20 protein-coding genes are annotated in these 24175 nt (G+C 33.0%); 8 read left to right on the forward strand and 12 right to left on the reverse strand.

The features are described from left to right. The first annotated feature begins 115 nt into the window (after positions 1–115). Positions 116–2044 carry a BglG family transcription antiterminator gene (locus IEX29_RS02665; RefSeq protein ID WP_188732937.1) on the forward strand — a complete coding sequence of 643 codons (1929 nt, stop codon included), beginning with the start codon at positions 116–118 and terminating at the stop codon, positions 2042–2044. 660 nt (positions 2045–2704) lie between these two features. Here the strand turns inward: IEX29_RS02665 and IEX29_RS02670 are convergent. The 8 genes from IEX29_RS02670 to IEX29_RS02705 all read right to left on the reverse strand — a co-directional run bounded on the left by IEX29_RS02670 (position 2705) and on the right by IEX29_RS02705 (position 10640). Beyond that, the gene (locus tag IEX29_RS02670) at positions 2705–3184 is read right to left on the reverse strand and encodes an MgtC/SapB family protein (RefSeq protein ID WP_188732938.1); all 480 of its coding nucleotides are present in this window, start codon (positions 3182–3184) and stop codon (positions 2705–2707) included. 145 nt (positions 3185–3329) lie between these two features. Next, the gene (locus IEX29_RS02675) at positions 3330–4007 is read right to left on the reverse strand and encodes a metallophosphoesterase family protein (protein WP_188732939.1); all 678 of its coding nucleotides are present in this window, start codon (positions 4005–4007) and stop codon (positions 3330–3332) included. A 100-nt stretch (positions 4008–4107) separates the two neighbouring features. Next, on the reverse strand, positions 4108–5004 hold the full coding sequence (gene opp4C / locus IEX29_RS02680; protein WP_188733056.1) for an oligopeptide ABC transporter permease: 897 nt from the start codon (positions 5002–5004) through the stop codon (positions 4108–4110). 29 nt (positions 5005–5033) lie between these two features. Next, the gene (locus tag IEX29_RS02685; RefSeq protein ID WP_188732940.1) at positions 5034–5984 is read right to left on the reverse strand and encodes an ABC transporter permease; all 951 of its coding nucleotides are present in this window, start codon (positions 5982–5984) and stop codon (positions 5034–5036) included. 146 nt (positions 5985–6130) lie between these two features. Further along, complete coding sequence (locus IEX29_RS02690; protein WP_188732941.1) at positions 6131–7762, reverse strand: peptide-binding protein; 1632 nt, start codon at positions 7760–7762, stop codon at positions 6131–6133. Between the two features lie 21 nt (positions 7763–7783). Then, positions 7784–8815: an ABC transporter ATP-binding protein gene (locus IEX29_RS02695; protein ID WP_188732942.1), complete on the reverse strand. Its 1032-nt coding sequence runs from the start codon at positions 8813–8815 to the stop codon at positions 7784–7786. Then, positions 8808–9803 (reverse strand): ABC transporter ATP-binding protein, encoded by a 996-nt coding sequence (locus IEX29_RS02700; protein ID WP_188733057.1) that lies wholly within the window; start codon positions 9801–9803, stop codon positions 8808–8810. The genes IEX29_RS02695 and IEX29_RS02700 overlap by 8 nt, the downstream gene beginning before the upstream one ends. A 375-nt stretch (positions 9804–10178) precedes the next feature. Next, entirely contained in the window at positions 10179–10640 is a 462-nt protein-coding gene (locus IEX29_RS02705; protein ID WP_188732943.1) for an Lrp/AsnC family transcriptional regulator, read from the reverse strand. A gap of 970 nt (positions 10641–11610) precedes the next feature. Here IEX29_RS02705 and IEX29_RS02710 point away from each other — a divergent pair. The 4 genes from IEX29_RS02710 (at position 11611) to IEX29_RS02725 (ending at position 16850) form a co-directional block, all read left to right on the forward strand. Beyond that, complete coding sequence (locus IEX29_RS02710) at positions 11611–13065, forward strand: M81 family metallopeptidase (RefSeq protein ID WP_188732944.1); 1455 nt, start codon at positions 11611–11613, stop codon at positions 13063–13065. Positions 13066–13108: 43 nt separating this feature from the next. After that, positions 13109–14011 (forward strand): LysR family transcriptional regulator, encoded by a 903-nt coding sequence (locus tag IEX29_RS02715; RefSeq protein WP_188732945.1) that lies wholly within the window; start codon positions 13109–13111, stop codon positions 14009–14011. Between the two features lie 181 nt (positions 14012–14192). Next, the gene (locus IEX29_RS02720; RefSeq protein WP_188732946.1) at positions 14193–16064 is read left to right on the forward strand and encodes a beta-glucoside-specific PTS transporter subunit IIABC; all 1872 of its coding nucleotides are present in this window, start codon (positions 14193–14195) and stop codon (positions 16062–16064) included. Between the two features lie 51 nt (positions 16065–16115). Further along, the gene (locus IEX29_RS02725) at positions 16116–16850 is read left to right on the forward strand and encodes a glucosamine-6-phosphate deaminase (protein ID WP_188732947.1); all 735 of its coding nucleotides are present in this window, start codon (positions 16116–16118) and stop codon (positions 16848–16850) included. Positions 16851–17567: 717 nt separating this feature from the next. Here IEX29_RS02725 and IEX29_RS02730 read toward each other — a convergent pair. The 3 genes from IEX29_RS02730 to IEX29_RS02740 form a co-directional block, all read right to left on the reverse strand. After that, on the reverse strand, positions 17568–17834 hold the full coding sequence (locus IEX29_RS02730) for a PTS sugar transporter subunit IIA domain-containing protein (RefSeq protein WP_229720059.1): 267 nt from the start codon (positions 17832–17834) through the stop codon (positions 17568–17570). Between the two features lie 130 nt (positions 17835–17964). Continuing rightward, positions 17965–19371: a PTS transporter subunit EIIC gene (locus IEX29_RS02735; protein ID WP_188732949.1), complete on the reverse strand. Its 1407-nt coding sequence runs from the start codon at positions 19369–19371 to the stop codon at positions 17965–17967. 1 nt (position 19372) lies between these two features. Then, positions 19373–21505, reverse strand: coding sequence for a glycoside hydrolase family 3 N-terminal domain-containing protein (locus IEX29_RS02740; protein ID WP_188732950.1), 2133 nt, complete (start codon positions 21503–21505; stop codon positions 19373–19375). Between the two features lie 142 nt (positions 21506–21647). Here IEX29_RS02740 and IEX29_RS02745 point away from each other — a divergent pair, with 142 nt between their 5' ends. The 3 genes from IEX29_RS02745 to IEX29_RS02755 all read left to right on the forward strand — a co-directional run bounded on the left by IEX29_RS02745 (position 21648) and on the right by IEX29_RS02755 (position 23634). Next, complete coding sequence (locus tag IEX29_RS02745; protein ID WP_188732951.1) at positions 21648–22454, forward strand: helix-turn-helix domain-containing protein; 807 nt, start codon at positions 21648–21650, stop codon at positions 22452–22454. Positions 22455–22524: 70 nt separating this feature from the next. After that, a complete protein-coding gene (locus tag IEX29_RS02750) occupies positions 22525–22770 on the forward strand; it encodes a hypothetical protein (RefSeq protein WP_268239010.1) in 246 nt (81 codons plus the stop codon). A gap of 210 nt (positions 22771–22980) precedes the next feature. Then, on the forward strand, positions 22981–23634 hold the full coding sequence (locus IEX29_RS02755; RefSeq protein ID WP_188732953.1) for a carboxymuconolactone decarboxylase family protein: 654 nt from the start codon (positions 22981–22983) through the stop codon (positions 23632–23634). A gap of 190 nt (positions 23635–23824) precedes the next feature. On the opposite strand, the gene IEX29_RS02760 is transcribed toward IEX29_RS02755, so the two are convergent. Beyond that, complete coding sequence (locus tag IEX29_RS02760) at positions 23825–24148, reverse strand: PTS sugar transporter subunit IIA (protein ID WP_188732954.1); 324 nt, start codon at positions 24146–24148, stop codon at positions 23825–23827. Between the last annotated feature and the right edge of the window lie 27 nt (positions 24149–24175).

Consider the following 24175-nt stretch of genomic DNA (forward strand, 5'->3'; position numbering starts at 1 on the left):
TAAAAATATGAAAATCTGCAACATTCTATTTCAATGCTGCAACTTTATGTAATGGATATATAAAACGAGATTGTTATAATAAAAGTAAGATTACAATAGAAGGAGGACAGCCGCTATGACAAATAAAATTAAAAAAATTCATGCGTTAATAAGTGAGTTACTATCAACCAATGATTATATTACAGTAGAAGAATTATCAGAAGCGGTCAATGTATCTCCCAGAACGATTCATAATTATTTAAACTCCATGGAATTTTCATCTATCATCTCAAAAGCAGAAATAGAAAGACGGCCAAACCTAGGTGTTAAACTTAGCTTAAATAAAAAAAGAAAGCTGGAAGTACAAGCTAAATTACAGAATGTCTCTTTTGCTCCAATCAGCAAATATAATTATGATGATTTTGCCTTTATTATGATACATTTATTTATGATGAAACATTATTTAGCTTTATCATACATCAAAGAAAATCTTTATATCTCTTCTTCAAGCCTCCAAAATATCGTCAATGATATAAATGATTTTTCATCAAAATTTTCTTGTGAAATAATCTATTTTAAAAATAAAGGCTTAAAAATTTTAGGGTCAGAGAATGATATTCGCAGTTTGTTTTTATTCGTTATAACCAATTATATTAGCTTTAGTTCTAACGGAGATCAAAAAGGCCGGCTCTCTCAAAGAACAGAATTAATCATTGATACTTTCTTTAACCAAAAAGAGAAAAAGGATTTACTTGATTTAGTTGAGTATTATGAAAAAGCAATGCAATCAAGAGTATGCGAAAATGATTTTAACCTTATATTACTTTACTTAATGATAGTCATTGTGAGATTAAAAGGAGGAAATATATCCAAGGAAAATAATATTAATGATATGGAAAGCAGCATGGAATATCAATATGCCATCATGTTGAAATTCCATATAGAAAATAAGTTTAATATAGAAGTGCCATCAAGTGAACTTATTTATTTAGCCAAGATACTAATGTCTGCAAGAAAACAGATGAATGTCATTAACGAAAACAATGAAAATGATGTTATAGATAGCTTTATTCAAACAATCAGTACTGGGCTAAATATTGATTTGACAATGGATGAAGAATTAAATAAAAACTTACAAACTCACCTTAGACCTGCGATTAATCGGATGAAGCAGGGTATTCCGTTTAGTAATCCATTACTTAACCATATTAAGAATGAATATACTGAAGTCTATCTATTTGTACTAACGACAATTGAAGATATTGAAAAAAACGAGAATATATATTTTGACTCTAATGAAATCGGGTATATTTGTTTGCATATTATAGCTGCTATCAATAGGCCTAAAAATATAAATTCTATTAAAACTACGTTAATTTGTGAAGAAGGTTTATCTATCGAGATTTATCTTAAAAATAAAATAGAAGCTTCTTTTAAAGAAATTGAAATTATAAATATTCATAGAACAGATAGTTTCAAAGATTTTGAGCTGACAAAATATGATTTAATTATCAATAGCACACACTCTAAAATGAATTCCCCTAACGAAGTGTCAATATCATCCATCTTTTCTGAAGATGATTATATAAAAATAAAACATTATATTACCTTTAATCAAACAAAAAAACAATATGAAAAAGATGATTTATTTAAATATCTAACTACTGTCAGAAAAAAATACAGCTCTCAACAAGAATTTATCTATAACAATTGTAACTACCTTTTCCAAAATGGGTACGTGACTGAGTCTTTTATTGATACAGTGGTTGAACGATTGAAAAAGAGTTCAACATACGTTGCCAGAAACATTGCAGTAATACACGGATCAAAAGAAGAAGTTTTAGAGGATATTGTGATGATAGTTAATTTAACGGAGAGTATAACATGGGAAGGATACAATGTTAAAACAATCATTTTTATTGTCACAAAAATAGATAACTCAAACCTATTTGTTCATTTACTCCGGCAAATTATGCGGATTGCCTCCTCTGATGGCTTAGCTAATAAATTACATTCTTGTGAAAATAATCATGATCTCTTTAAATTATTAGAGGAAGTTAAGTGAATGTATTGAAAGAGTTTTAGAAGAATAATAGTTGAATGCAATGCTGATATTAAACTACACTCTTTCAAGCAGACAGTGCAAATCAAAAGTTAATCTATGCAACAGCCTGATTCAATGTCTTGTTGTCAGGCTGTTTAATTTAACTGGTAACGTTCTTCTTGGTAGATATGGATCTAATCTTATCCTCTACTAATTCTTAATAACTTTTGTACTCGGATTCTCGAAATTTATAACGAGGGAGGATGGACACCAACCTTTTGATAAAGTTCATTCTGTTTTTGGGTTAACTTACCTATTACACGACATATTCATACTCCTCTCGCAACTGTTTAATTTTTGCATGAACACGTTAAATTTGTTGAATTGATTCACTATTCTCTATTTATAATTCGATTATATTTTTTAGCTTTGTAACACATACTCCTTGGAATACTTTTCTATAATATGGGTTAGCATTAACTGCTAAACTAAAGTGGAACATTATTGTTTGATAAGAATGAGTGCTTTTCTGGGGAGATCCATGTTAATATCTATCCAATCCTTATACTCCAACAGGAAAGAGCTTTACTGGAAATTAGATTACGTTTCTCACTGGTCCTAAAATTACATTAATAATAAATTCAAAACAAATTAAATCGTAAAAAAACATCTCCCACTTATCTATATTTTTTCTTTTCGTCTTACATTTGGTTTAAGGATAAATTCTTTATTTTCAAAGTAATTACCTAACCTAGAAAATATAAAAGCAACAATAGTTGCACAGATAACAATTCCATAAAAGCCTGCGCCTATCCCTATACCAACACCACCAACAAAAAATATCATTGCAGCTGAGGTTAGACCCTTTACCTGTAAACCATTTTTTAAAATTACACCTGCACCTAAAAAGCCAAGTCCTGAAACAATTTGCGCGGTCAATCTCATTGGATCCATCCGAATTCCAATAAGAGAGCCATTAAACGTTACCACACTTTCTATGGAAACAATGGTAATTAATGCACATGAGATTGCTACATAAGTATATGTTTTCAGTCCAGCAGGTTTACTCTTTGCGGAACGATCCCAGCCTATGATAAATCCCAAAATTCCACTGAGAATAATTCGAAAATACATTTCAGTATTTGCAACTATTTCTTGCATTCATTTCACTCCAAACTTTGTTTCTCCATTTCTAAATATCTACACTTATTTTATCGCCCACATAATAATCTAAAAACGAGCTTCAAATTGACTCATGAAACCCGTTTTTGAAATGAATAAGTTTAATTTAACATTCTATTATCGGCTATCTATTTTCCACATGATATACCTTATTATTCGTAATATCTAAACAGTTTAAACTGCCTCCGTAAACAGCTCCGCCGTCGATTCCTATGATATTATTTTCTCCAAAATAAACACCATGGTTATCCTTCTTGCCATGTAAGTTTGCTGTGTTGGTATGACCGAATATCACCGTTTTTTTATCTTTATATCCATTGTGGAATTTATCTCTGATCCAAACTAGAATATAAGGATCTGTTTTTTCAATTGGAGTGTCTGGATCAACACCCGCATGGACAAAAATATATTGGTCTGTTTTGTAATAGTAATCAAGTGTTTTAATAAATGCAACGTGTCTTTGAAAATCTTCACTGTCCGGTATTCTCATTTCATTTATTTCTGAATCATAGCTTTTCAAAGTGAAAATGGCTCCGTTCTTCTCCCATCTTTTCCATGCATTTTCCTCATCTTCTGCAGCAGCAACCATCATATCATCATGATTCCCTCTTAATACAATAGCCCCTTGATTTTTTAATTCTATTACTTTATCCAAAACCCCTCTTGCATTCGGACCACGGTCCACATAATCACCTAATAAAATCAGCTGGTCTTTCTCTGCATTATAATTTACTTTTTCCAGCAAGCATTCAAATTTCTCAAGCTCACCATGAATATCACTTATGACTAAAACTCTATTCATATAACCCTCTCCATATCTTAATGCTATAAATCTCAAAAATATTCTTTGGACTTAAACAAGTTCTTATAAATACCCTTAATTGGAATGCTTTAATTACGCATTATTTATCCCTTGGATCGAACGCATCTCTTAAACCATCCCCTACGAAATTAAAAGCTAATACTGTAATTAAAATCATAAGTCCAGGGAATATCGGATACCACCATGCATTCACCATAATATTAAAATCCTGTGCAGCTTGTAACATGTTTCCCCAGCTCGGTGTTGGCGGTTGAATACCCAATCCTAAGAAACTCAGCCCTGCCTCTGATAAAATAACTCCTCCTACACTCAATGTTGCAGATACAATTATCGGGCCCATAGCATTGGGCAAAATATGCCTAAACATAATTCTACTTGTTTTAAGGCCCATTGTTCTCGCAGCCAATACAAACTCTCTATTTCGAAGGCTTAAAAATTCCCCTCTTACTAATCTTGCTGTGCCAGTCCAACTAAAAAGAATAAATACTATAATAAGTGTCTTCAATCCCGGTTCTAATACAGCAAGCATAGTAATCAATAAGAAAATCTGCGGGAAGGAGATAATAACATCAACAAATCTCATTAAAATAGAATCTACTACTTTACCAAAATAGCCAGCACTTGCACCTATCACGACTCCAATTGTTTTCATACCAATTACTGCCGTAAAACTTACTAAAAGGGAAACTCTTGCCCCATATAATAATCGACTAAATACATCTCTACCCAGTTCATCCGTTCCTAAAAAGTGCTCCATACTAGGAGGTGCTAATGTGTTGAGTAAATCTTGCTTTGCAGGATCGAAAGGAGCAATCCATGGTGCGAATACAGCCATTCCCACAACAATAATAATAGTAATGCCACCCAGAACTGATAATTTATTTTTAAAAAATTTTTCTACACCTATTTTTAATAATGATTCCGGTTTATTGGTTATGTTATTTACTTTTTCAGGGTCTTGTTGATTTACGGTTATTTCTTTTGCATTCAAGTTAATCTCTCCCTTTAATATTCAATCCTTGGGTCGAAAATTGCGTAAAGTATATCTGCAAGCAAATTACCAACTACTACCAGCAAGGCAGATACCATGACCAGTCCCATAATTAATGGATAATCCCTTTGAAAGGTAGCATCAATAAATAGTAATCCAATACCTGGCCAATTGAATACCTTTTCTATAATTACTGAGCCTCCAATAAAGTTTGGTAACATTAAACCTGTCATTGTAATAACTGGAATCAACCCATTACGCAAACCATGTTTATATACGACCTTCCCTTGCTTAAAGCCTTTAGCCCTGGCTGTACGAATATAATCCTGATCAAGAACATCGAGCATACTCGTTCGAGAGTACCTTGTAAGTGAAGCCATATCAGACGTTCCAAGAACAACAGCTGGTAGTATAAGATGATGAAGTCTATCGAATATGCTAAACGGCTCATTCAATGTCGCTACACCACCAGTAGGAAACCATCCAAATTGGACTGACAAAAAAGTTACGGCCAGCAGACCAATCCAGAAATTTGGTGTTGCTACACCCAAGAATGAAAAGGTAGTAAAAGTATAATCTTTAAGGGTGTACGGTTTAGTTGCGGAATATACGCCGATTGGGATTGCTATAGCAAACGCAATAATAGCTGAAACTATCATTAATAATAAGGTGTTGGGCAGCCGTGCAAGAATCATTTCCTGTACAGTCATACCTTGATTAATTAATGAATACCCTAGATTCCCCTGCAGAATTTGGCCCATCCATTTTACATATTGAACGGGAATAGGATCATTCAATCCATAATGTTCTAAATATGCTTCCCTATCCTCCGCACTTATTTCTGGATCTATAAATAATGCAGTCGGTTCTCCAGGTGCTAATTGGACTATCCCGAAAGAGACCATTGATATACCGACTAAAACAGGGATAGTCAGTAAACATCTTCTTATGATGTATGTAATCATGCGACACCTCTCCTATAAAAATAAAGTAAATAACTTATGGTGGAAGTATTATTAACCTAATTACAGTCATTAAAAGGCTGTAGTTGAATTAGCCCTTTTTTTAATCAAAGGGAGAGGACCTCACCTCTCCCTTTATAAATAAATCATCAATCCTGTGCAAACCACCATTCATGGACCCTGTAGAATTCTGCTTTTGGATGCATAATATGTCCTTGAAGCTTTGGATTATATAATGTATAGGCGTCCGAGTTATATAAAAATAGATACGGTTGGTCTTCAGCTATAATAGCTTGTGCTTCTTCAATTAATTCATAACGTTTTTCCGGATCAGGCTCTAAGTCACTTTCTTCACGTAATCTATCAACCTCTGGATTGGAATAAAAACCATAGTTCGTACCATTTTCTATTTGCTCTGTAGCAAAGGCACTTGAAATACCTGGGTCTAGTGATATAGACCATCCTCTCATTGCTATATCAAATTCATGACGGTGTACTTGATCTGAAAATGCACTGCTTTCAATAATTTCCGTTGAAACCTCTGCTCCAAGTTCTTCCTCCCATTGTTGTTTAGCAATTAACATGATTTTTTCACGTACACTGTTTCCTTGATTAGAAATAATTGAGAAAGATAATCTCTCTCCATTTTTCTCCCGTACTCCATCTGCGCCAACTTCCCATCCTGCTTCATCTAAAATTTCTTTTGCTTTTTCTGGATCATACTCAAATACTGGAGGGTCTTCATTATATGCTGGCATAAACGGTACAGCTGGAATATCAAGTACATTTCCATTTCCATCTAAAACAGTATCAATAACAGTATTTCTATCAAGTCCATGTGCTAAAGCATGCCGAACTTCTTTTTCTTTTAAAGCCGGGTGCTCCAAGTTATATAACATAAAGCTATAGCTGGCGCTTTCAATTGATTCCATTATAGCTGCACCATCTTCCACTAACCCTTCACCAGAAGGGATATCTTCGGTTGTCAATGACAAGTGATCTAAGTCACCTGCTGTAAATTGTGCTAATAACGAGTTTTTATCAGGCACGATTTTATACGTAATTGAATCTATATAAGGACGTCCTTCAAAATAATCTTCATTTGCAACCACTCTTACATATTGCCCTTGTTTCCATTCATCAAATTTATACGGTCCTGTACCAATAGGTTCTTTTGTATTGAATTCATGTGTTCCTACTTCCTCTACAGGAAGGTCACCTAGTATATGTTCTGGCAAAACATGATAACCCATGGCATCAGCCAACATATCTGGTGCCGGATCACTTAGATGTATCTCTACTGTATAGTCGTCAATTTTAACCACTTCTTCAAATTTTTCAAAAGATGATCCTCTGGGACCGATATAATCTTCATCAATTGGTAAACTATAAGTAAAAACAACATCATCAGCTGTAAACGATTCTCCATCATGCCATGTGACATCATCTCTTAGATTAAAAGTCCATGCAAGCCCATCTTCTGATTGTTCCCAATTTTCAGCTAAATCAGGTTGTGGTTCTACATTTTCATCCATTTCAACTAACCCATTAAACATGAAATCCTGAATTGTTGAATCAGTCGAACTAGTTGAATATAAGCTATTGAAAACAGTTGGTCCTGAAAGACCGCCCACAATTAAGTCCCCTCCTTCAGCAGGTTCACCATCGGTAGCACTAGCATCAGAAGCAGTAGAATCAAAACTCCCATCATTACAAGCAACTAAAAATAATGTTAGTATAAAAATAAATACGTTTAACCAAAACTTTTTCCCTTTTTTCATTATTTTAATCCCCTTTTAATTTTATTCAAATAGATGACAAGCAACAGAATGGTTTTCTTTTTTAGTTTTTAATATAGGCTGCACCTCCCTGCATATATCCATTGCTGCTGGACATCTTGTACAGAACACACATCCTTTTGGGGGATTTGCCGGGTTTGGAATATCCCCTTTTAGTGTAATTCTTTCTCTTTGTGTGGCTCCATGTTTTTTCGGAACTGGAACTGCTGACAATAAAGCTTGGGTGTATGGATGCATTGGTTCTTCATATAAACTATTTTTGTCTGCAATTTCCATTATTTTCCCTAAATACATTACTGCTACTTTATCCGAAATATGTCGGACAACACTTAAATCATGTGAAATAAACATATATGTTAATTCAAATTCTTCTTGCAGCCTTTGCATCAAATTAATAACTTGAGCTTGAATTGATACATCCAATGCTGATACAGCTTCATCTGCGATAATTACTTCTGGATCAAGCGCAAGTGTACGGGCAATTCCGATCCGTTGACGCTGGCCCCCAGAAAATTCATGAGGATATCGATTGGAATAAGAGGAATCTAATCCAACAGTTTCTAAAAGTTCACCAACTCTTTCTAATCTTTGCTTTTGATTACCATATAGATTATATTCATTTAAAGGTTCTACAATTGTGCTTCCTAATGTTTTTCTAGGATTCAATGAAGCATATGGATCTTGAAAAATCATTTGAATTTCTCTACGTACTTGTTTTCTTAGTTCTTTCTCTTTCATATGGGAAATATCTTTTCCTTTAAAAAGTATTTTTCCTTCAGTCGGTTCTTCCAATCGAATAATCGTCCTTCCAGCTGTTGATTTACCACAACCAGATTCTCCTACAATTCCTAATGTTTCTCCCTTATTAATACTAAAAGATATACCATCAACTGCCTTGATATGTCCTACTGTTTTCTGCAATACCCCCGATTTTATCGGAAAATATTTTTTAAGATCTGTTACTCTTAAAATCTCTTGTTTTGGTTCACCGGCACTTTCTTTTTCTAAAATTTCTTTTTCTAAAACTTTAGACATTATATTCCTCCTCCTCTTGCTTATCTTCATACAGAAAACAACGTACTGAACACGAATCTGAAATCGCTTTCAAATCTGGATGTTCATTAAAACAGCGATCAAATGCCTTATGACACCGTGGTGCAAATCTACATCCTTTTGGAAATTGATCTGGTGACGGGACATTTCCTTTTATGGTATGTAATTCTTTAATTTCTCCTGTCAATGAAGGGACTGATTGAATAAGTCCGTCAGTATATGGATGATACGGATTATTCAAGATACTATCAATTGGAGCTTCCTCAACAACTTGTCCTCCATACATTACAACAACTCTCTCAGCTAATTCTGAAACAACTCCTAAATCATGAGTAATTAATAGAATAGAGGTATCAAATTCTTTTGTTAAACCTTTCATCAGTTCCAAAATTTGTGCTTGAATAGTTACATCAAGTGCTGTAGTTGGTTCATCTGCAATAAGCAGTTTAGGATTACAGCTTAACGCAATTGCAATCATAACTCTTTGTCTCATCCCTCCAGAAAGCCGATGTGGAAAATCTTTCATGATTTCTTCTGCACGTGAAAAACCGACTATCTTTAACAGTTCAATAGATTTCTCTCTAGCTTTGGGTCTTGACACTTTTTGATGATTAATAATTACCTCAATTAACTGTTCACCAATTGTTAAAACAGGGTTGAGCGAAGTCATGGGCTCTTGAAAAATCATTGATACATCACGCCCGCGTACTTTACACATCTCATTTTCTGTTAGCTTTGTTAAATCTACACCATCTAAATTAACTTTTCCTTCAACAATTTCACCTCCTGGTTTTGGTACCAGCCTCATAATAGATAAAGAGGTCAAACTTTTTCCACATCCTGATTCGCCAACAAGTGCAATCGTTTCTCCTTTTTTTATTTTTAAATCCACACCATCTACCGCCGGAATCACTTTCTTTTTCTTGAAAAAGTAAGTCTTAAGATTTTCAATTGTTAATAAATCACTCATCATTTTTCTCCTCACATATTAAATTTAGGTACATCTGTACCTATCATCTATTGATTAATTTCATAAAATACTTAATATTAAACAAGGACTGAAACATTAAAATATAATTATTAGTATTAATTTTCAGATATTTAAAATTGCTATTTATGAGACTATAAAATGCTAATAACCCTAATTAAATCTTAATTTATACTTCTCTTGTTAAAACAATATATCTTCAAACAAAAAGATTATTCAGTATATTTATTTTTAAATGACTAAATGAAATATTCAATTAATTTTGCATAAAATAAAGTATCCCACTTTTTATATAATGGAACTACTTTATTTAATTTAAAAACTTCAATATGAATAACAAATGACTACCATTTACTTCTACTCTTCTTCAGCAGGCATCGGAATAATTGGTGTATCTTTATGTGAATTAAGCACGATCATTGTCCGTGTTTTATCAATACCTGGTAACTCACGTAATTCCTGACTTATCATTCTATCTAAATCTCTAGTATCTTTACATCGAACTTTTAGCATGTAATCATCTTCCCCAGCAATATGATGACATTCTTGAATTTCTGGTAACTTTTCAACATGTGCTAAAAATTCTGCCCGGTGAATATTCTTATTCACTGACAACGTAATAAAAGCTGTCATTTCATAACCTACACTTTTAGGGTCTATAAGTGTTGTATACCCCTTAATAACTCCTTTTTCTTCCAATCTATGTACACGATCTGCAATAGCTGGACCTGACATACCAACTTTAGCAGCTAGCTGAGACCATGAAGCACGAGCATTTAACATTAACATAGACATAATCTTTATATCCATTGTTTTCATGTGCAATCTCCTTAGTTTTGAAATTATAAAAAGTATATCACTTTGATTTCGAATGTCAACTGCTTTTTTTATTTAAATTTCCATTCATTTTTCTTCACAAACTGTAACAGTAAATGCAGTATGATTTGTAATAAGGCTATATAAGAATTTAACATAATCAGTAAGCTGATTGACCCAGGTCAAAATACCACCAAACTATTCGAACAAGTCTAGCGAAGTTATGTAGCTTAATATTTTCTTTGAGAGTACAGTACACTTAATCCATTTTTCAACCCGCACAATACCCCCTTTTATATTGATACTTGCTACGTTCTCTTTTTAATAAACTTTTGTATATCCCCTCCTCACTACTTGTCGTTTGTTTTATCAACACAAGAATTGCTTTATCTTTAAACTGATGAACAAAAATTGCATCTATTCAGTCATGCTAAAAGACTATTTAATATCAATGAATACTGGAATTTTATAGCTATTATCTTTAACTCTTTTTTATATCCTAACAGGGTTTTTCTCTTAGTAACTACAGAACTGTAGTTTCATCTCCAAATCTATATTCTGACCTTTTATAACTCTCTATCAATCGGCTGTATAATATTTCTTAACATTATTGTTGCTTGAAAGAACTATGATTTTGTTCATGGGAGAGACATATAAAGAAAACATACTGCATTGTATTTCATCTGTATATTACAATAAAATGTAAATAAATAATATCTATACTCCCTATGTATGATTACATCTTTTTCGATTAGAAATAGATAAGACTAGAAGCAAGGATAATTAATATTCTAGAAGTTTAGGTGAGAAATTAGATTATTTTTTTATTAGAAATAACTACAGGTTATGCCTTAGATAAATAACATGTATTTGTTTTATACCTAATGTGTTGCTAGTATTTAATTGTGAATAGTTTTAAAATTCTATTCATTAATAATGTAAGCTAAACATAATACGATGAGGAGGAAAAAATATGAAAGTCTTAGTTGGTTCTTTTACAGCTGAATCTAATTCATGGAATCCATTTAACCATAAATTAGAACAGTTCAATATCGGTTATGATGATGTCGTAGGAAAAAATATGTTTTGTGAGGACATTTTTAAAGAAAATGGGATAGAGGCAATCCCTACAATATATGCAAATGGAGGCGCTAACGGATATATCGAAAAAAGTTCATTTATGTTTATTGCAGATAAGATTATTGATAAAGCAATTGAGAAAAAGAATGAAATTGACGGTGTTCTCATGTTTCTTCATGGTGCTAGTCATGTTTTAGATTTAGATGAGGATGCGGGAGAACTTTATATACTAAAAAAAGTTCGGGAAATCGTTGGGAAGGACATACCGATTGCAATTACGATGGACCCACATGGCAATGTAACAGAAAGCTATACAGAACTAGCTAATATAATAAGATGTTATCGGCAATCTCCACACTGGGATAGAGAGCAAACTCATCGTGATGTAGCAGAATTATTTGTGAAATTACTAAAGAATCCCAAAAATATTAAACCAGAGTACGAACGTGTACCAATTCTTGTAGGCGGCTCTAGAAGTGTTTCAGCTGATGAACCAATGAATTCAATTAATAATTTACTAGATAAAGCAGAAACACTAGAAGGGATTATGAGTGCTTCGTATCATATTGGTTATAGTCACGCAGATAGTCCTCTTTGTGCAGCAGGAGTTGTTGTTGTACCTGAAAATGACAGTTATCAAAGTTTAGCTTCTCAAAAAGCAAAAGAAATTGCTAAGTTTGCAATGGATAATAAAGAAGCTTTTCATTTTACTAACTACACGGTAGAGCCGGATAAAGCTGTAGAAGAGGCAATAACAACAACTAAAAAAACAGTTTTTATAACCGATTCAGGTGATGATGCAACTGGAGGTTCATTTGGGTATAACACTTTACTGTTAAGAATGTTTCTAGAAAGATCTGATTTAAATAACAAAAAAGTGTTATTTGCTTCCGTTCATGATCCAGCAGCTTGCAACAAATTAATGAATCATGAAATAGGTGACTATGTTAGTTTTTCCCTTGGAGTAGCAATTGACGATGAATCTCAACAAGTAATAATTAATGGCAACATTACTGCAATGGGCGACTTAAATACATTCTATGCCTTTCCTCACAAGATTGGTGATACTGTCACTGTAAAGATAGATGATACAGATATATATATCGTTGTTGCTAATCATCTAACCGCATTTAGGGAAGTTCAACAGTTTGAAAAAGCAGGTTTAGACTATAAAGATTATGACATTATTGTTGTAAAACAGGGCTATCTTTATACAGATTTATTAGAGTTGTCTGACAAAGATATTATGGCGTTAACCCCCGGAATAACATATAAAAAAATAGAAGATTTAGAGTTTAAGAATCTTATCAGACCTATTTATCCGCTTGATAAAGATGCTTTTAAATAGATAGTATCTCTAAGTAGAAATGATTGATAGGGATGTGAACAATATGAATGAAAATAGTCTGCAAATATATCGCATTTTTAATGAGGTAGCCAGACTAGGAAATATTACAAATGCTGCAAAAAACCTTTATATTAGTCAACCAGCTGTAAGTAGTGCGATCACCAATTTAGAAAAAAATTTAGGAGTACAGCTTTTTATTCGGAAAAGTAGAGGGGTTAAACTCACCGAAAATGGAAGCGCTCTCTATAAACATGTGAAATCAGCGTTTGCAATTTTAGAAAAGGGCGAATATGAATTACGGAAAAATGAGGAACAAAAAAGAGAAAGGTTATCTATAGGGATGAGTACGATCATGGGTCATTTTGTTATTAGACCTTTTTTTAAAAAATTCATTGAAAAATATCCATACATTGATATTTCAATTGTGAATCAATCATCTTATAAAACATATGACATGATTGAGGAATATGAACTTGATATTGGAATAGTAACAGCTCCTATGAAAAGGACGACTGTTGAGTATGAACCATTTATGAAATGTGAATTTGCATTTGTAGCTACACCTTCCTATATAGAAAATTTAAAGCAACGCCAAGCTGGAAATGTTTTTAAATATTTTCCTGAAGGTAAGTTAATGTTACTCCATAGAGTACATCCTCATAGACTTACTATGGATCAGAATTTCTATGAGAGAGGCTTTAATGTAGAGCATACACTTGAAGTCTCAAATATGGATTTGCTTATTGAATTTTCTAAAATGGGCATGGGAATTGGTTATGTAATTAAAAACTTTGTTCAAGAACAACTTGATGACGGAACATTAATAGAGCTTCCTATCGATACTCCACAGTTATATGACAGTTTTGGACTTGCATATAATCAATCCATACCTTTAACCGAAGCAAAGTCAATTTTTATTGATGCTTTTACAAGAGAATATAATTGAGTGTATGAATTTAAATAGCGGAATACAAAAACAAATGGATTTGGTATAATTTTTTTAACAATATTTTAAATTTTTAATCATCTTGTTATTTTCCACTTATAGGTTTCACTTAAGAAGTTACAATTATCTATTAAGCTTAGAAATAAATAAGAATCCATATTTTATAAAGGGGGGCTACATAATGGCTAAAAAAGCAGCAGAAGAGATACTGCAATTAGTAGGCGGGAAAGAAAATATAGATTTCATTCGCCATTGTATGACAAGATTACGGTTTGACCTTAAAGATAATAGTAAGGTAAATAGAGAAAAAATAGAAGCACTAGACGAAGTAATGGGGACTAGATTTGATGGCCAACAGTTTCAAGTGATAATAGGCACTGATGTTCCTTCATTTTACGAGGAAATAGTTAAACTAACCGGAACGTCTAAAACCAGCAATAATAAACAATCAAATAAAATTGGAAATAAAAACGTAATAACGCGTATAGTAAATCTATTATCTGATGTTTTCGTCCCTATATTACCGGCAATTATTGCAGCAGGGATGCTAAAAGGATTACTTTCTGTACTTGAAATTTTACAATGGGTGTCTACTGAAAGCGATACGTATCAGATTTTTTTAGCAATTAGTGATGGTTCTTTTTACTTCTTACCAATTTTAGTTGCAGTAAGTGCCTCCAATAAATTTGGATTAAATCCATTTGTAGGTGTAGCAATTGCAGCAGCAGTTTTACATCCTGATTTGACCAGTATCCTATCTGATGCAGGTGAGCAGAATACAGTGCTTTCTTTTATGGGGTTACCAATAACCCCGGCAAGCTATGCTTCCCAAATAATACCTGTATTCTTTATTATATGGATTGCATCACATATTGAACATGTTGTAAGGAAGATTACACCAAAATCGTTAACAATAATTCTTGTGCCAACTATAGTATTGTTAATTTCAGTACCACTTTTTTTAGTAGCTATAGGTCCATTAGGTACTATTTTGGGTGATGGTATAGCTATTGGAATTAGTTTCTTATTTGAAAATGGTGGTGCTTTAGCTGGTCTAATATTCGGTATGTTAATGCCTTTTTTAGTTATAACCGGTACTCAACATGCTTTAGTACCAATTTTACTAAATGAAATTGCTAGTGGAAGAGGAGATCATATGCTCCCAATTTTTGCTACTAATAACATTTCACAAGGAGCTGCTGCTATAGCAGTATTCTTCCTTGTGAAAGATAAAGTATTAAAGTCTACAGCAATGAGTACGGGAATAACTGGAATACTGGGAGTTATTGAACCAGCGGTATATGGAGTTAATTTAAGATTTAAAAAGCCATTTATTGCAGCAATAATTGGTAATGGTTTAGCTGGCGGATTTATGATGTGGTTTGATGTCAAAGCTTATATTTATGTAAAAAGTGGACTTCAGGGTATACCAATGCTTATAGGTGAAACATTCATTTATGGATTGATAGGATTTGCAATAGCACTTTTTGCCACATTTGCATTAACTTATTTTATGGGGATAGATACCACACTAGAAGATAATAAAACTAAAAAAGGATCAAAAAATCTTAAGAAAAACAGTAACACATTTGATAGCAAAATTGCTGAAATATTCAGCCCTATTTCTGGTAGCATAAAGGATATGAAAGAAATAAGTGATCCTACTTTCTCCAGTGAAATGATAGGCAAAGGTGCTGCTATTTTACCAAGTGAAGGCGTAGTATATTCTCCGATAGATGGTGAAGTCATTTCGATTTTATCATCAAGGCATGCTATTGGTTTAATCAGCAATAAAGGTATTGAAATACTCATTCATATTGGTATAGACACCGTAAATCTTGAAGGTAAATACTTTACGTCATATGTAGAAAATGGAGATAAAATACACAAAGGCGATAGATTAATTGAATTTGACATGGAGGCCATTCAAAAAGAGGGCTATGATGTAATAACCCCAGTTATTATAACTAATACTTCAGACTACAAAAAGATAGAAGTTAACAAGCAAAAATCAATCAGCAATAAAGAAATATTATTACAAATTGAAATCTAGTGGTTTTAAATATCTTATACACTAAAATATATATAACGAGGAGTTTGTTTAATGAAAATCATAAAAACCAAAAATTATTCAGAGCTGTCAAAGGAATCATTTCGAGTTATAAAAAACACATTAATGAATTATAATAACCCTAGTATTAATACAACAACCGGAGCCAGTTATGATGGCACTTTTGAATTGTTAGTGGAAGCAATTAATAAAGAAAACTTACAGATAGATCATTCTATTTTTACTAACTTAGATGAATATATTGCAGAAAGAAATAAAAAATTTACAGTCTATACGTATATGCATCAAAATTTTTATGACTTAATTAAATCTAGACCTAAGTATATTGGTCTTATGGATGGTAGTGTAAATGATATTCAGCAAGAGATAGACCGTTATAATAAAGTATTAAATAAACACCCTAGAGACTTGCAAATTGTTGGGTTGGGAACTAACGCTCACTTAGCTGCTAATGAACCTGGAACCAGTTTCGATTCTCGGCTTTTTCTTGCTGATAGTGATGAATCAACAATTCAAAGTACTATGAAATACCATAACCTATCTCGTAATGAAGCACCGACACAAATGTTAACAATGGGGCTAGCTGATATTATGGAATCAGAACAGATTTTAGTTGCTTCTTCTGGAACAAGAAAAGCTCAAGCAGTAAAAGGTGTACTAGAAGGACCAGTAAGTGAAGACTGTCCAGCATCTATATTAAGAAAACACCCAAATGTTACTTTCATTATGGACGAAGAAGCTGCATCTTTATTGACTAAAAATTATTAATGAGTTTTGTTAATTTAAGAGAGATCGATTAATTATTTCGCATAAACAGAGCCACCACTATTTATGTCAAGTCCACTTGACCTAAAATTAAATTCGCATTTGAAGTCTACTTCATAGCCTCTTTTTGGCATATATAAATTGAAAGTAACTACTTTCAATTTATAGCGGAAAGGAGGCCATTTTTATGACCAGAAAAATTCCAGCTAAGATAATTCTCGAATATCGGGCAATTGGGCGGAGATAAGCTCTGTCAGTGACATATTTCATCGTGTGGTTAAATTAAGCTTAGCGTACCAAGTGATGTATCTTCAACTGTTCCCAGAAAGATATCAATCCAAATTACTTTATGAAATACCAGTAATCAATCAAGGGATCATCATATATGAACCAGTTCCAAATAATACTAATAGTTTTATATTATTATTGAATGAATTAATCCATCAATTTCTTTTATATCAATTCCTTCATTAGGATTATCATTGTCTAAGTAAGTATTATATGTTCATGATTTTGCTTTTGATGAGTGTTTCATATTTAACTCAGAATACAACAGCCTTTTTAACCTATTAAAAATGAACACCAAAAACGTCCGGATTAAATCTCTTTATTTTGAATTACCACTTTTTTAGGTTGAATCGCTTTATAATAGATAAAAAAAGCTCTGAGAAGCATCCCCTTCCCAAAGCTTTCAATTATTCTCTTCTTAAAATACTTTCATCACTGCATCATAAACTTCCTGTAGATTTTTCCCACCCCTGCTTCTACTGCTGCAATGTAAGAACTCTCAACCAATGAACCATCTATCAGCTTACCATTCGACTTCGACATCTCTATTTCTATCTCTGCATTCATTTTGGCACTATCAATATCGTAAAAAAGCAATACTCCAACTATTACGGATAAAACATCTAAAAATGAGAAAAGTATAGAAATTGAAACAAAAAACCCCTGTATTCCTAATGTCATGTTGATTGTCATATCCATTAAGTATACAGGAGGTGTTGAACTGGTAAAGCCTTTCGCAAAAGAAAGTAAAACTTTCCGCTCCTAATGATTTAGAGATTACAAGGCTGGTTCAAATTGAATGCAATATTTAGTATGCTATTAAGAGGCTTTATATATTTGTGATTTTAAACTTACCATAAAAATATGTGCCACAGAAAGAAAGTACAAAACTTAAGAACATACAAACAAAAAATGTTGGCCAAAATTCAAATGGAATGGAGAGAAAACCCGGTAACCCGCTAATTCCAACTGATGTAGCTATTATATGTTGCGTAGCCATGAAACCGCCCACTAAACCTGAAGTGAAAATGGCAAATACAAATGGAAATTTATATTTCAAGTTTACTCCAAACATTGCTGGCTCTGTAATCCCCATATATGCCGACAATCCAGCTGCTAAACCCACGCCTTTAAGCTTTTTATCTTTGATTAAGACATTCATAGCTATTGCTGCTGAACCTTGAGCGATGCTCGACATAACACCAATCGGCCATATATAGTCTCCACCATTTGCCATTAACTGAATATGAATTGGTAAAAACGCATGATGCATCCCTGTAACAATTAATGGTGCTAAACCAAGTCCATAAGCAATACCGCCTAAAAATGGAATACGTGTAAATAACCAAACAATCCCCGCCACAAGTGTATTACCAATTGCGATTGTTATAGGTGCAATTACAATAAAAGTTAATAAACTAGTAAATAAAATAGCCACTGGTGCAACAACTAGCAGTTGAATAGTTTCTGGTATTCTTTTCTTCAAAAATAATTCGGTCTTTGCTAAAACGTATCCAGAAACAAGTGCTGGCAATACTTGAGCTTGTAAGCCCATTTTAGAGATAGTCATTCCAAAAATTGTCCATTGAGGAATATCTCCAGATGTTACCGCTTCACCATAATCCCAAGCATTCATTAAATCTGGATGAACAAAGACAAGCCCTAAAACAATTCCCAATAAAGGATTCCCTTTAAAATATTTAACCGTTGACCAAGTAATTAATGCCGGTAAAAATTGGAATGCAGTATTCGCGATCATATTAATAATACTTGCTAAATCTTCAATATTTGGATATGCATCAACTAATGATTGTTCAAGAAAAATTCCCGGATTAGTTAAAAGATTATTTAATCCCATTAACAATCCAGCAGTAACTATTGCCGGAAGAATTGGAATAAAAACATCTCCTAAAATCTTTACACCACGTTGGAAAGGATTTAGGCCTACTTCCGATGCAACTTCTTTTACTTCTTCTTTTGTCAATGATTCTAAGTCTGTTTGACTCATTACTTCCTTATAAACAGATTCAACCTTCGAACCAATGATAACTTGAAATTGCCCATTTGTTACAAATGTTCCTTTTACATCTGGTAATGTTTCCAAAACATCTTTATCAATTTTTTCATTATCATGTAAAACAAAACGTAATCTTGTGACACAATGAGTCAGTGCAGCAATATTTTCTTTTCCTCCTACACCTTGAATAATTTCTTTAGCTTCTTCTTGGTAATTCATATTATTTAACCTCGATTCTTTCCATGTTATCCCACGAACTTTTTGAACTATTCCCTACCATAACTAAATATTCTCCATTATCAAATAATTTATTAAAATTTTCATCAAAGTAGGTTAGGGTTTCTTTATTTATCGTGAAGGCTACTTGGACTGTTTCACCAGGTTCTATCCATACTTTTTCAAAGTCTTTTAATTCCTGGACAGGGCGTATATATTGCCCATATTGCGCACCAATATAAAGTTGAATAACTTCACTGCCTCCCCTACTCCCAATATTTGTTACAGATGTAGAAACTAACCATTGATGAATAGAAATTTTTGATATTTTAATAGGAGCTATTTGAAACTCTGTATAACTCAAACCAAACCCAAATGAAAACTCTGGCTCATTAGTGATATCGATATATTTTGATGTATTGAATTTATCCTCACGATAAGGACGACCCGTATTGAAATGATTGTAATAAATAGGTATTTGCCCCTCATGTTTAGGAAAAGTTACAGTGAGCTTGCCAGAAGGATTCACATCCCCCATCAAAACGTTCAAAATAGCATTTCCTGATTCTGAGCCAAGATGCCACGCTTCGACAACAGCTTTGCTTTTAGTTACTAGTTTATTCAAAATCATTGGACGACCATTCATTAAGACAACTATTACATTTGAATTTAGCTGAGAAACCGAATTTAAAAATGCTACTTGTATTTCATCAATAGATAGAACTGCTTTAGATTTTGCTTCTCCAGATTCTATCGCCTGCTCTCCAAGAAACAGAATAATTTTATCCATGTTTTGTATTTTTTGTTTTCCTTTTAAAGTGAGTGTTCCACGATGTTTAAACCAAGCAAATTCTTCTTCTAAACATTCATAGTTATCAATATTTATTATGCTATCCTTAATTGTAACTATTTCCTCTGATTTTCCACAACAAGACCAAGTATCGAGCATTGCTTGCTTATCAGATACAAAAGGGCCAAGGAAAAGAACACGCTCGTCCTCTTCAAGAGGTAACATAGCATCATCATTTTTTAATAGAACTATTGATTCCTCAGCAGATTTCCTAGCAATATCCCTATGAAATACATGTTGGAATGTACTTGTTTGCCATGTTTTTTTGTCTGAACGAAAAGGATTTTCAAATAGCCCTAACATCTGTTTTAAAGATAGTATGCGATAGACTGCTCTATCAAGAGCTTCTTCTGCCACGATACCTTTGTTAATCATTTCTTTTAGATGAGTAATATATAATTGTGATGACATATCCACATCTAATTGACAGTTCATTGCCATGCTAACCGCCTGTTGTTCATCTTTGCAATAACCATGAGCAAGTGTTTCTGCTAGAGCATTCCAGTCAGAAACTAGTAAACCAGAAAAATTCATTTTCTTCCTTAACGTATCAATTAAAAGACTTTTATTCACAGTAGATGGTATACCGTTTAAAGCGTTAAAAGCACTCATTACAGTAAGAACACCTTCATCAAGTAAATGTTTAAATGGAGGTAAAAAAATGTTTGATAACTTGTACCAAGAAATATCTACAGTATTGTAGTCTCTACCTGCCTCAGACTCAGAATAACCAGCAAAATGTTTGGCGCAAGCAATAATTCGATCCGTTTCTATTCTATTATTTGAGATATCTCCTTGGAATCCTTTGACTTTAGCTGCTCCAAATATTGAAGTTAAAAAGGTATCTTCTCCAAAAGATTCAGCAATCCTTCCCCAACGAGGATCACGACTAGCATCTACCATAGGAGCAAAAGTCCAATGAATACCTGCTGCCGATGCTTCTTTTGCAGCAAGTTCCGCAGTCTTTTCCATTAAAGCAGTATCCCATGAGCAAGATTCTGCCAATGGAATTGGAAATACTGTTTGAAACCCATGGACAACATCTTCTGCAAAAATCAATGGAATTCCTAATCTTGTTTCACTTACAGCAATATTTTGTAAATGATTGCACTTTTCAATATTCTTTATAGACAAAAACGAGCCTACTTTTGATTCACGAACCATTTGTTCATAATGCTCTTCTTTCCCTCCGTAAATCGATGTTCCTATTTGATTAATTTGTCCAATTTTTTCGTCGATTGACATCTCTAATAGTAGGCCGTCAATAAATTTATTTGTTTTATTCATTATATATTCACACCTGCACTTTTTGTAATATAGCAACGTATTCATCTAGATGATATAATTATATTAACAGCTTTTGTTAACGGTTACTTTTAAAATCATCAACTTTTATTTCGAAATAGCAAACTAACGAAAGGAAGTTTATATGAGTTTAGAACCTATAAAATTAATCGCAACTTATTTTTTTAGCAGATCAATAGAAAACTATGATAGAGAAAAACTAGATAGAAGAACTGTAGATTGTTATGAAATAGAATTAATCACAGAAAGTAAAGGAGGAATGTTTATTGATGACAACTATTACAGTATTGAAAAAGGAGATGTCGTTTTTCGATATCCTGGGCAAAGTACTCAAGGCATATTACCATATTCTTGTTACACTATTCGTTTTCAAACGACCGATCCTCTGTTGAAAGAACTTACCCAAGAAAGTATTGCTCCGATCTTTAATCGTAAAACGGTAAAACAAATTATACCAATTGTTGAAGGTATCTTTAATGAAAGTATAAATAAAAATTTATTATCGGAATATTTTATTCAATTCCAATTAATAAAATTAACATATCTTTTATTACAGACATTTCACCCAAATTCCAAAAAAGCTTATTCAGAACAAAATATCCGTAATCTTTACGTTTCCGAGAGTATTTCTTATATACAAACAAATTGGAGTACAGTAAACATCGACGATTTAGTAATTAGAATTGGGGTAAGTAAGCCTTATCTGATGAAGCTTTTCAAACAGGAAACTAGCAAAACAATTCTTGAATATATTGATGAAACAAGGGTTCATCATATTAAAAAATTATTGATTTTTACTAATGACACATTAACAGATATTGCTTTTAATAGTGGATTTAAAAGTTCGAGTTATTTTACTAATTATTTTTCCAAGCATACGGGCATTTCACCCAAAAAATTTCGTAGTCAATATACTAATATGATTAAGTAAGATTAAAAAGTGATTATGACCTTTAACGCTCCTGGCAACTGAGGAGATGTATCTATGTTGATATTTACCTATCCTACAGCCTATAGCTGATGTATTAGGGATGACTCAACAAGTATTAATCACAGCTATTGGATTTGGCGGAGGTTTAGGTAATTTAATAACACCTACTTTAGGAGTTACAGTCGGTTCAATAGCATTAGCAAAAGCAAACTTCAGCTCATGGATAAAATTTATGATGCCTTTATTTGTAATATGGACAATTGTAGGAGCAATTATCCTCTACTATTTAGCCTCTATTGGATGGGTTGGATATTAACAAATAAATAAAATATTCAGCTTTGAATTAATTGACTTTTTCAATAATTGTAAGATATCATTGTACCAATTACCGTTTCTTACATTTAATTACAGAATACGGTTATCGTAGCAAGCACTCCAAAAAAGAATTACGAACACAAACGTAGAGTACTTTGTCAAAAGCAACTTTTTCTAAAAATAGGAATGAACAAGAGGAGGATTTTTTATTATGAGTGACATTCTTTACAAAAAGTCTAATTTAAAACGATTGAAAGAACTATCAAAACTTGCTCCAGAAACGTTCCAAGCTTTTAATCAATTTGATCAAGCTGCATTAGCAGAAGGTGTTCTTTCAAAAAAATTAAAGGAACTTATTGCCGTTGCAGTTGCCCATGTCACCGGTTGCCCATATTGTATTGAATCTCATGTAGGAAATGCAAAAAAACTCGAAGCTTCCAAGGAAGAGATTTCAGAATCTATCATGTTAGCAACCGCCCTAAAGGCTGGATCTTCCATGGCTCATGGAATCAATGCTTTAAATGCTTTTGATAATATAGAAGATGACGAGCTTTACAAAAGTTCATATCGTGCACGGCTAAAGGAATTTAAAGACTTAAGTCCCGAAGCCTTTAGTAAGTTTGGGGAATTTGATAAAGCAGCGATGAAATCCGGGTTATTAAGCAGCAAAGAAAAAGAATTAATAGCTGTAGCAGTTGCTCACGTGACAGGATGCCCATATTGTATCGAAACTCATACAAAAAACGCAAAAAAATTGGGAGTGACATTGGAAGAGCTAGCTGAAAGTATTTTTGTAGCAACAGCTTTAAAAGCTGGTTCTGCTTTTGCTCATTCAGTAAATGCACTGAATGCATTTACTGAATGATTTGGAAGAAATAATATAACGCCATAGCAAATAGCCCTAAAAGAACCTTTTCCTAAAAAGACTCCATTAGGGCTATTATGCGTATTTTTTATACGCTTTGGATGCGACTAAAAACACTTAAATGGTTTATATTTTAAAGCTTACGAGCCTGTAAATATTAAAATAGATTCCAATAACTTCATTGCCACAATTAACTACCACACTTTCTTGAAAAGTCCTGCCGCATTTCAATCATTTCAATAATTAATAATTTTATAGTTTCTGCACTCATAAACTGATCCTCTGCATGCATAAGCAAAAGGGTAATATCCGTTTTTTCCCCGGCGGCTTCTTGTTGAATTAATTTGCTATGCACCTTGTGCCCCTCCAAAAGAAAGGTATTCCCTATCTCGATAGTTTCTTGGGCAGTTTTAAAATCCTTGTTTTTTGCATAAGCTAAAGCTTCCATAAATTTTGATTTTGCCGTACCTACGTTGCTGATTATTTCAAAAGCAATCAATTCATTTTCATTCATTGACTTTCCCCTTCTCTGTAAATATGC

The organism is Oceanobacillus neutriphilus (assembly GCF_014645515.1).
GTDB lineage: Bacteria > Bacillota > Bacilli > Bacillales > Amphibacillaceae > Oceanobacillus > Oceanobacillus neutriphilus.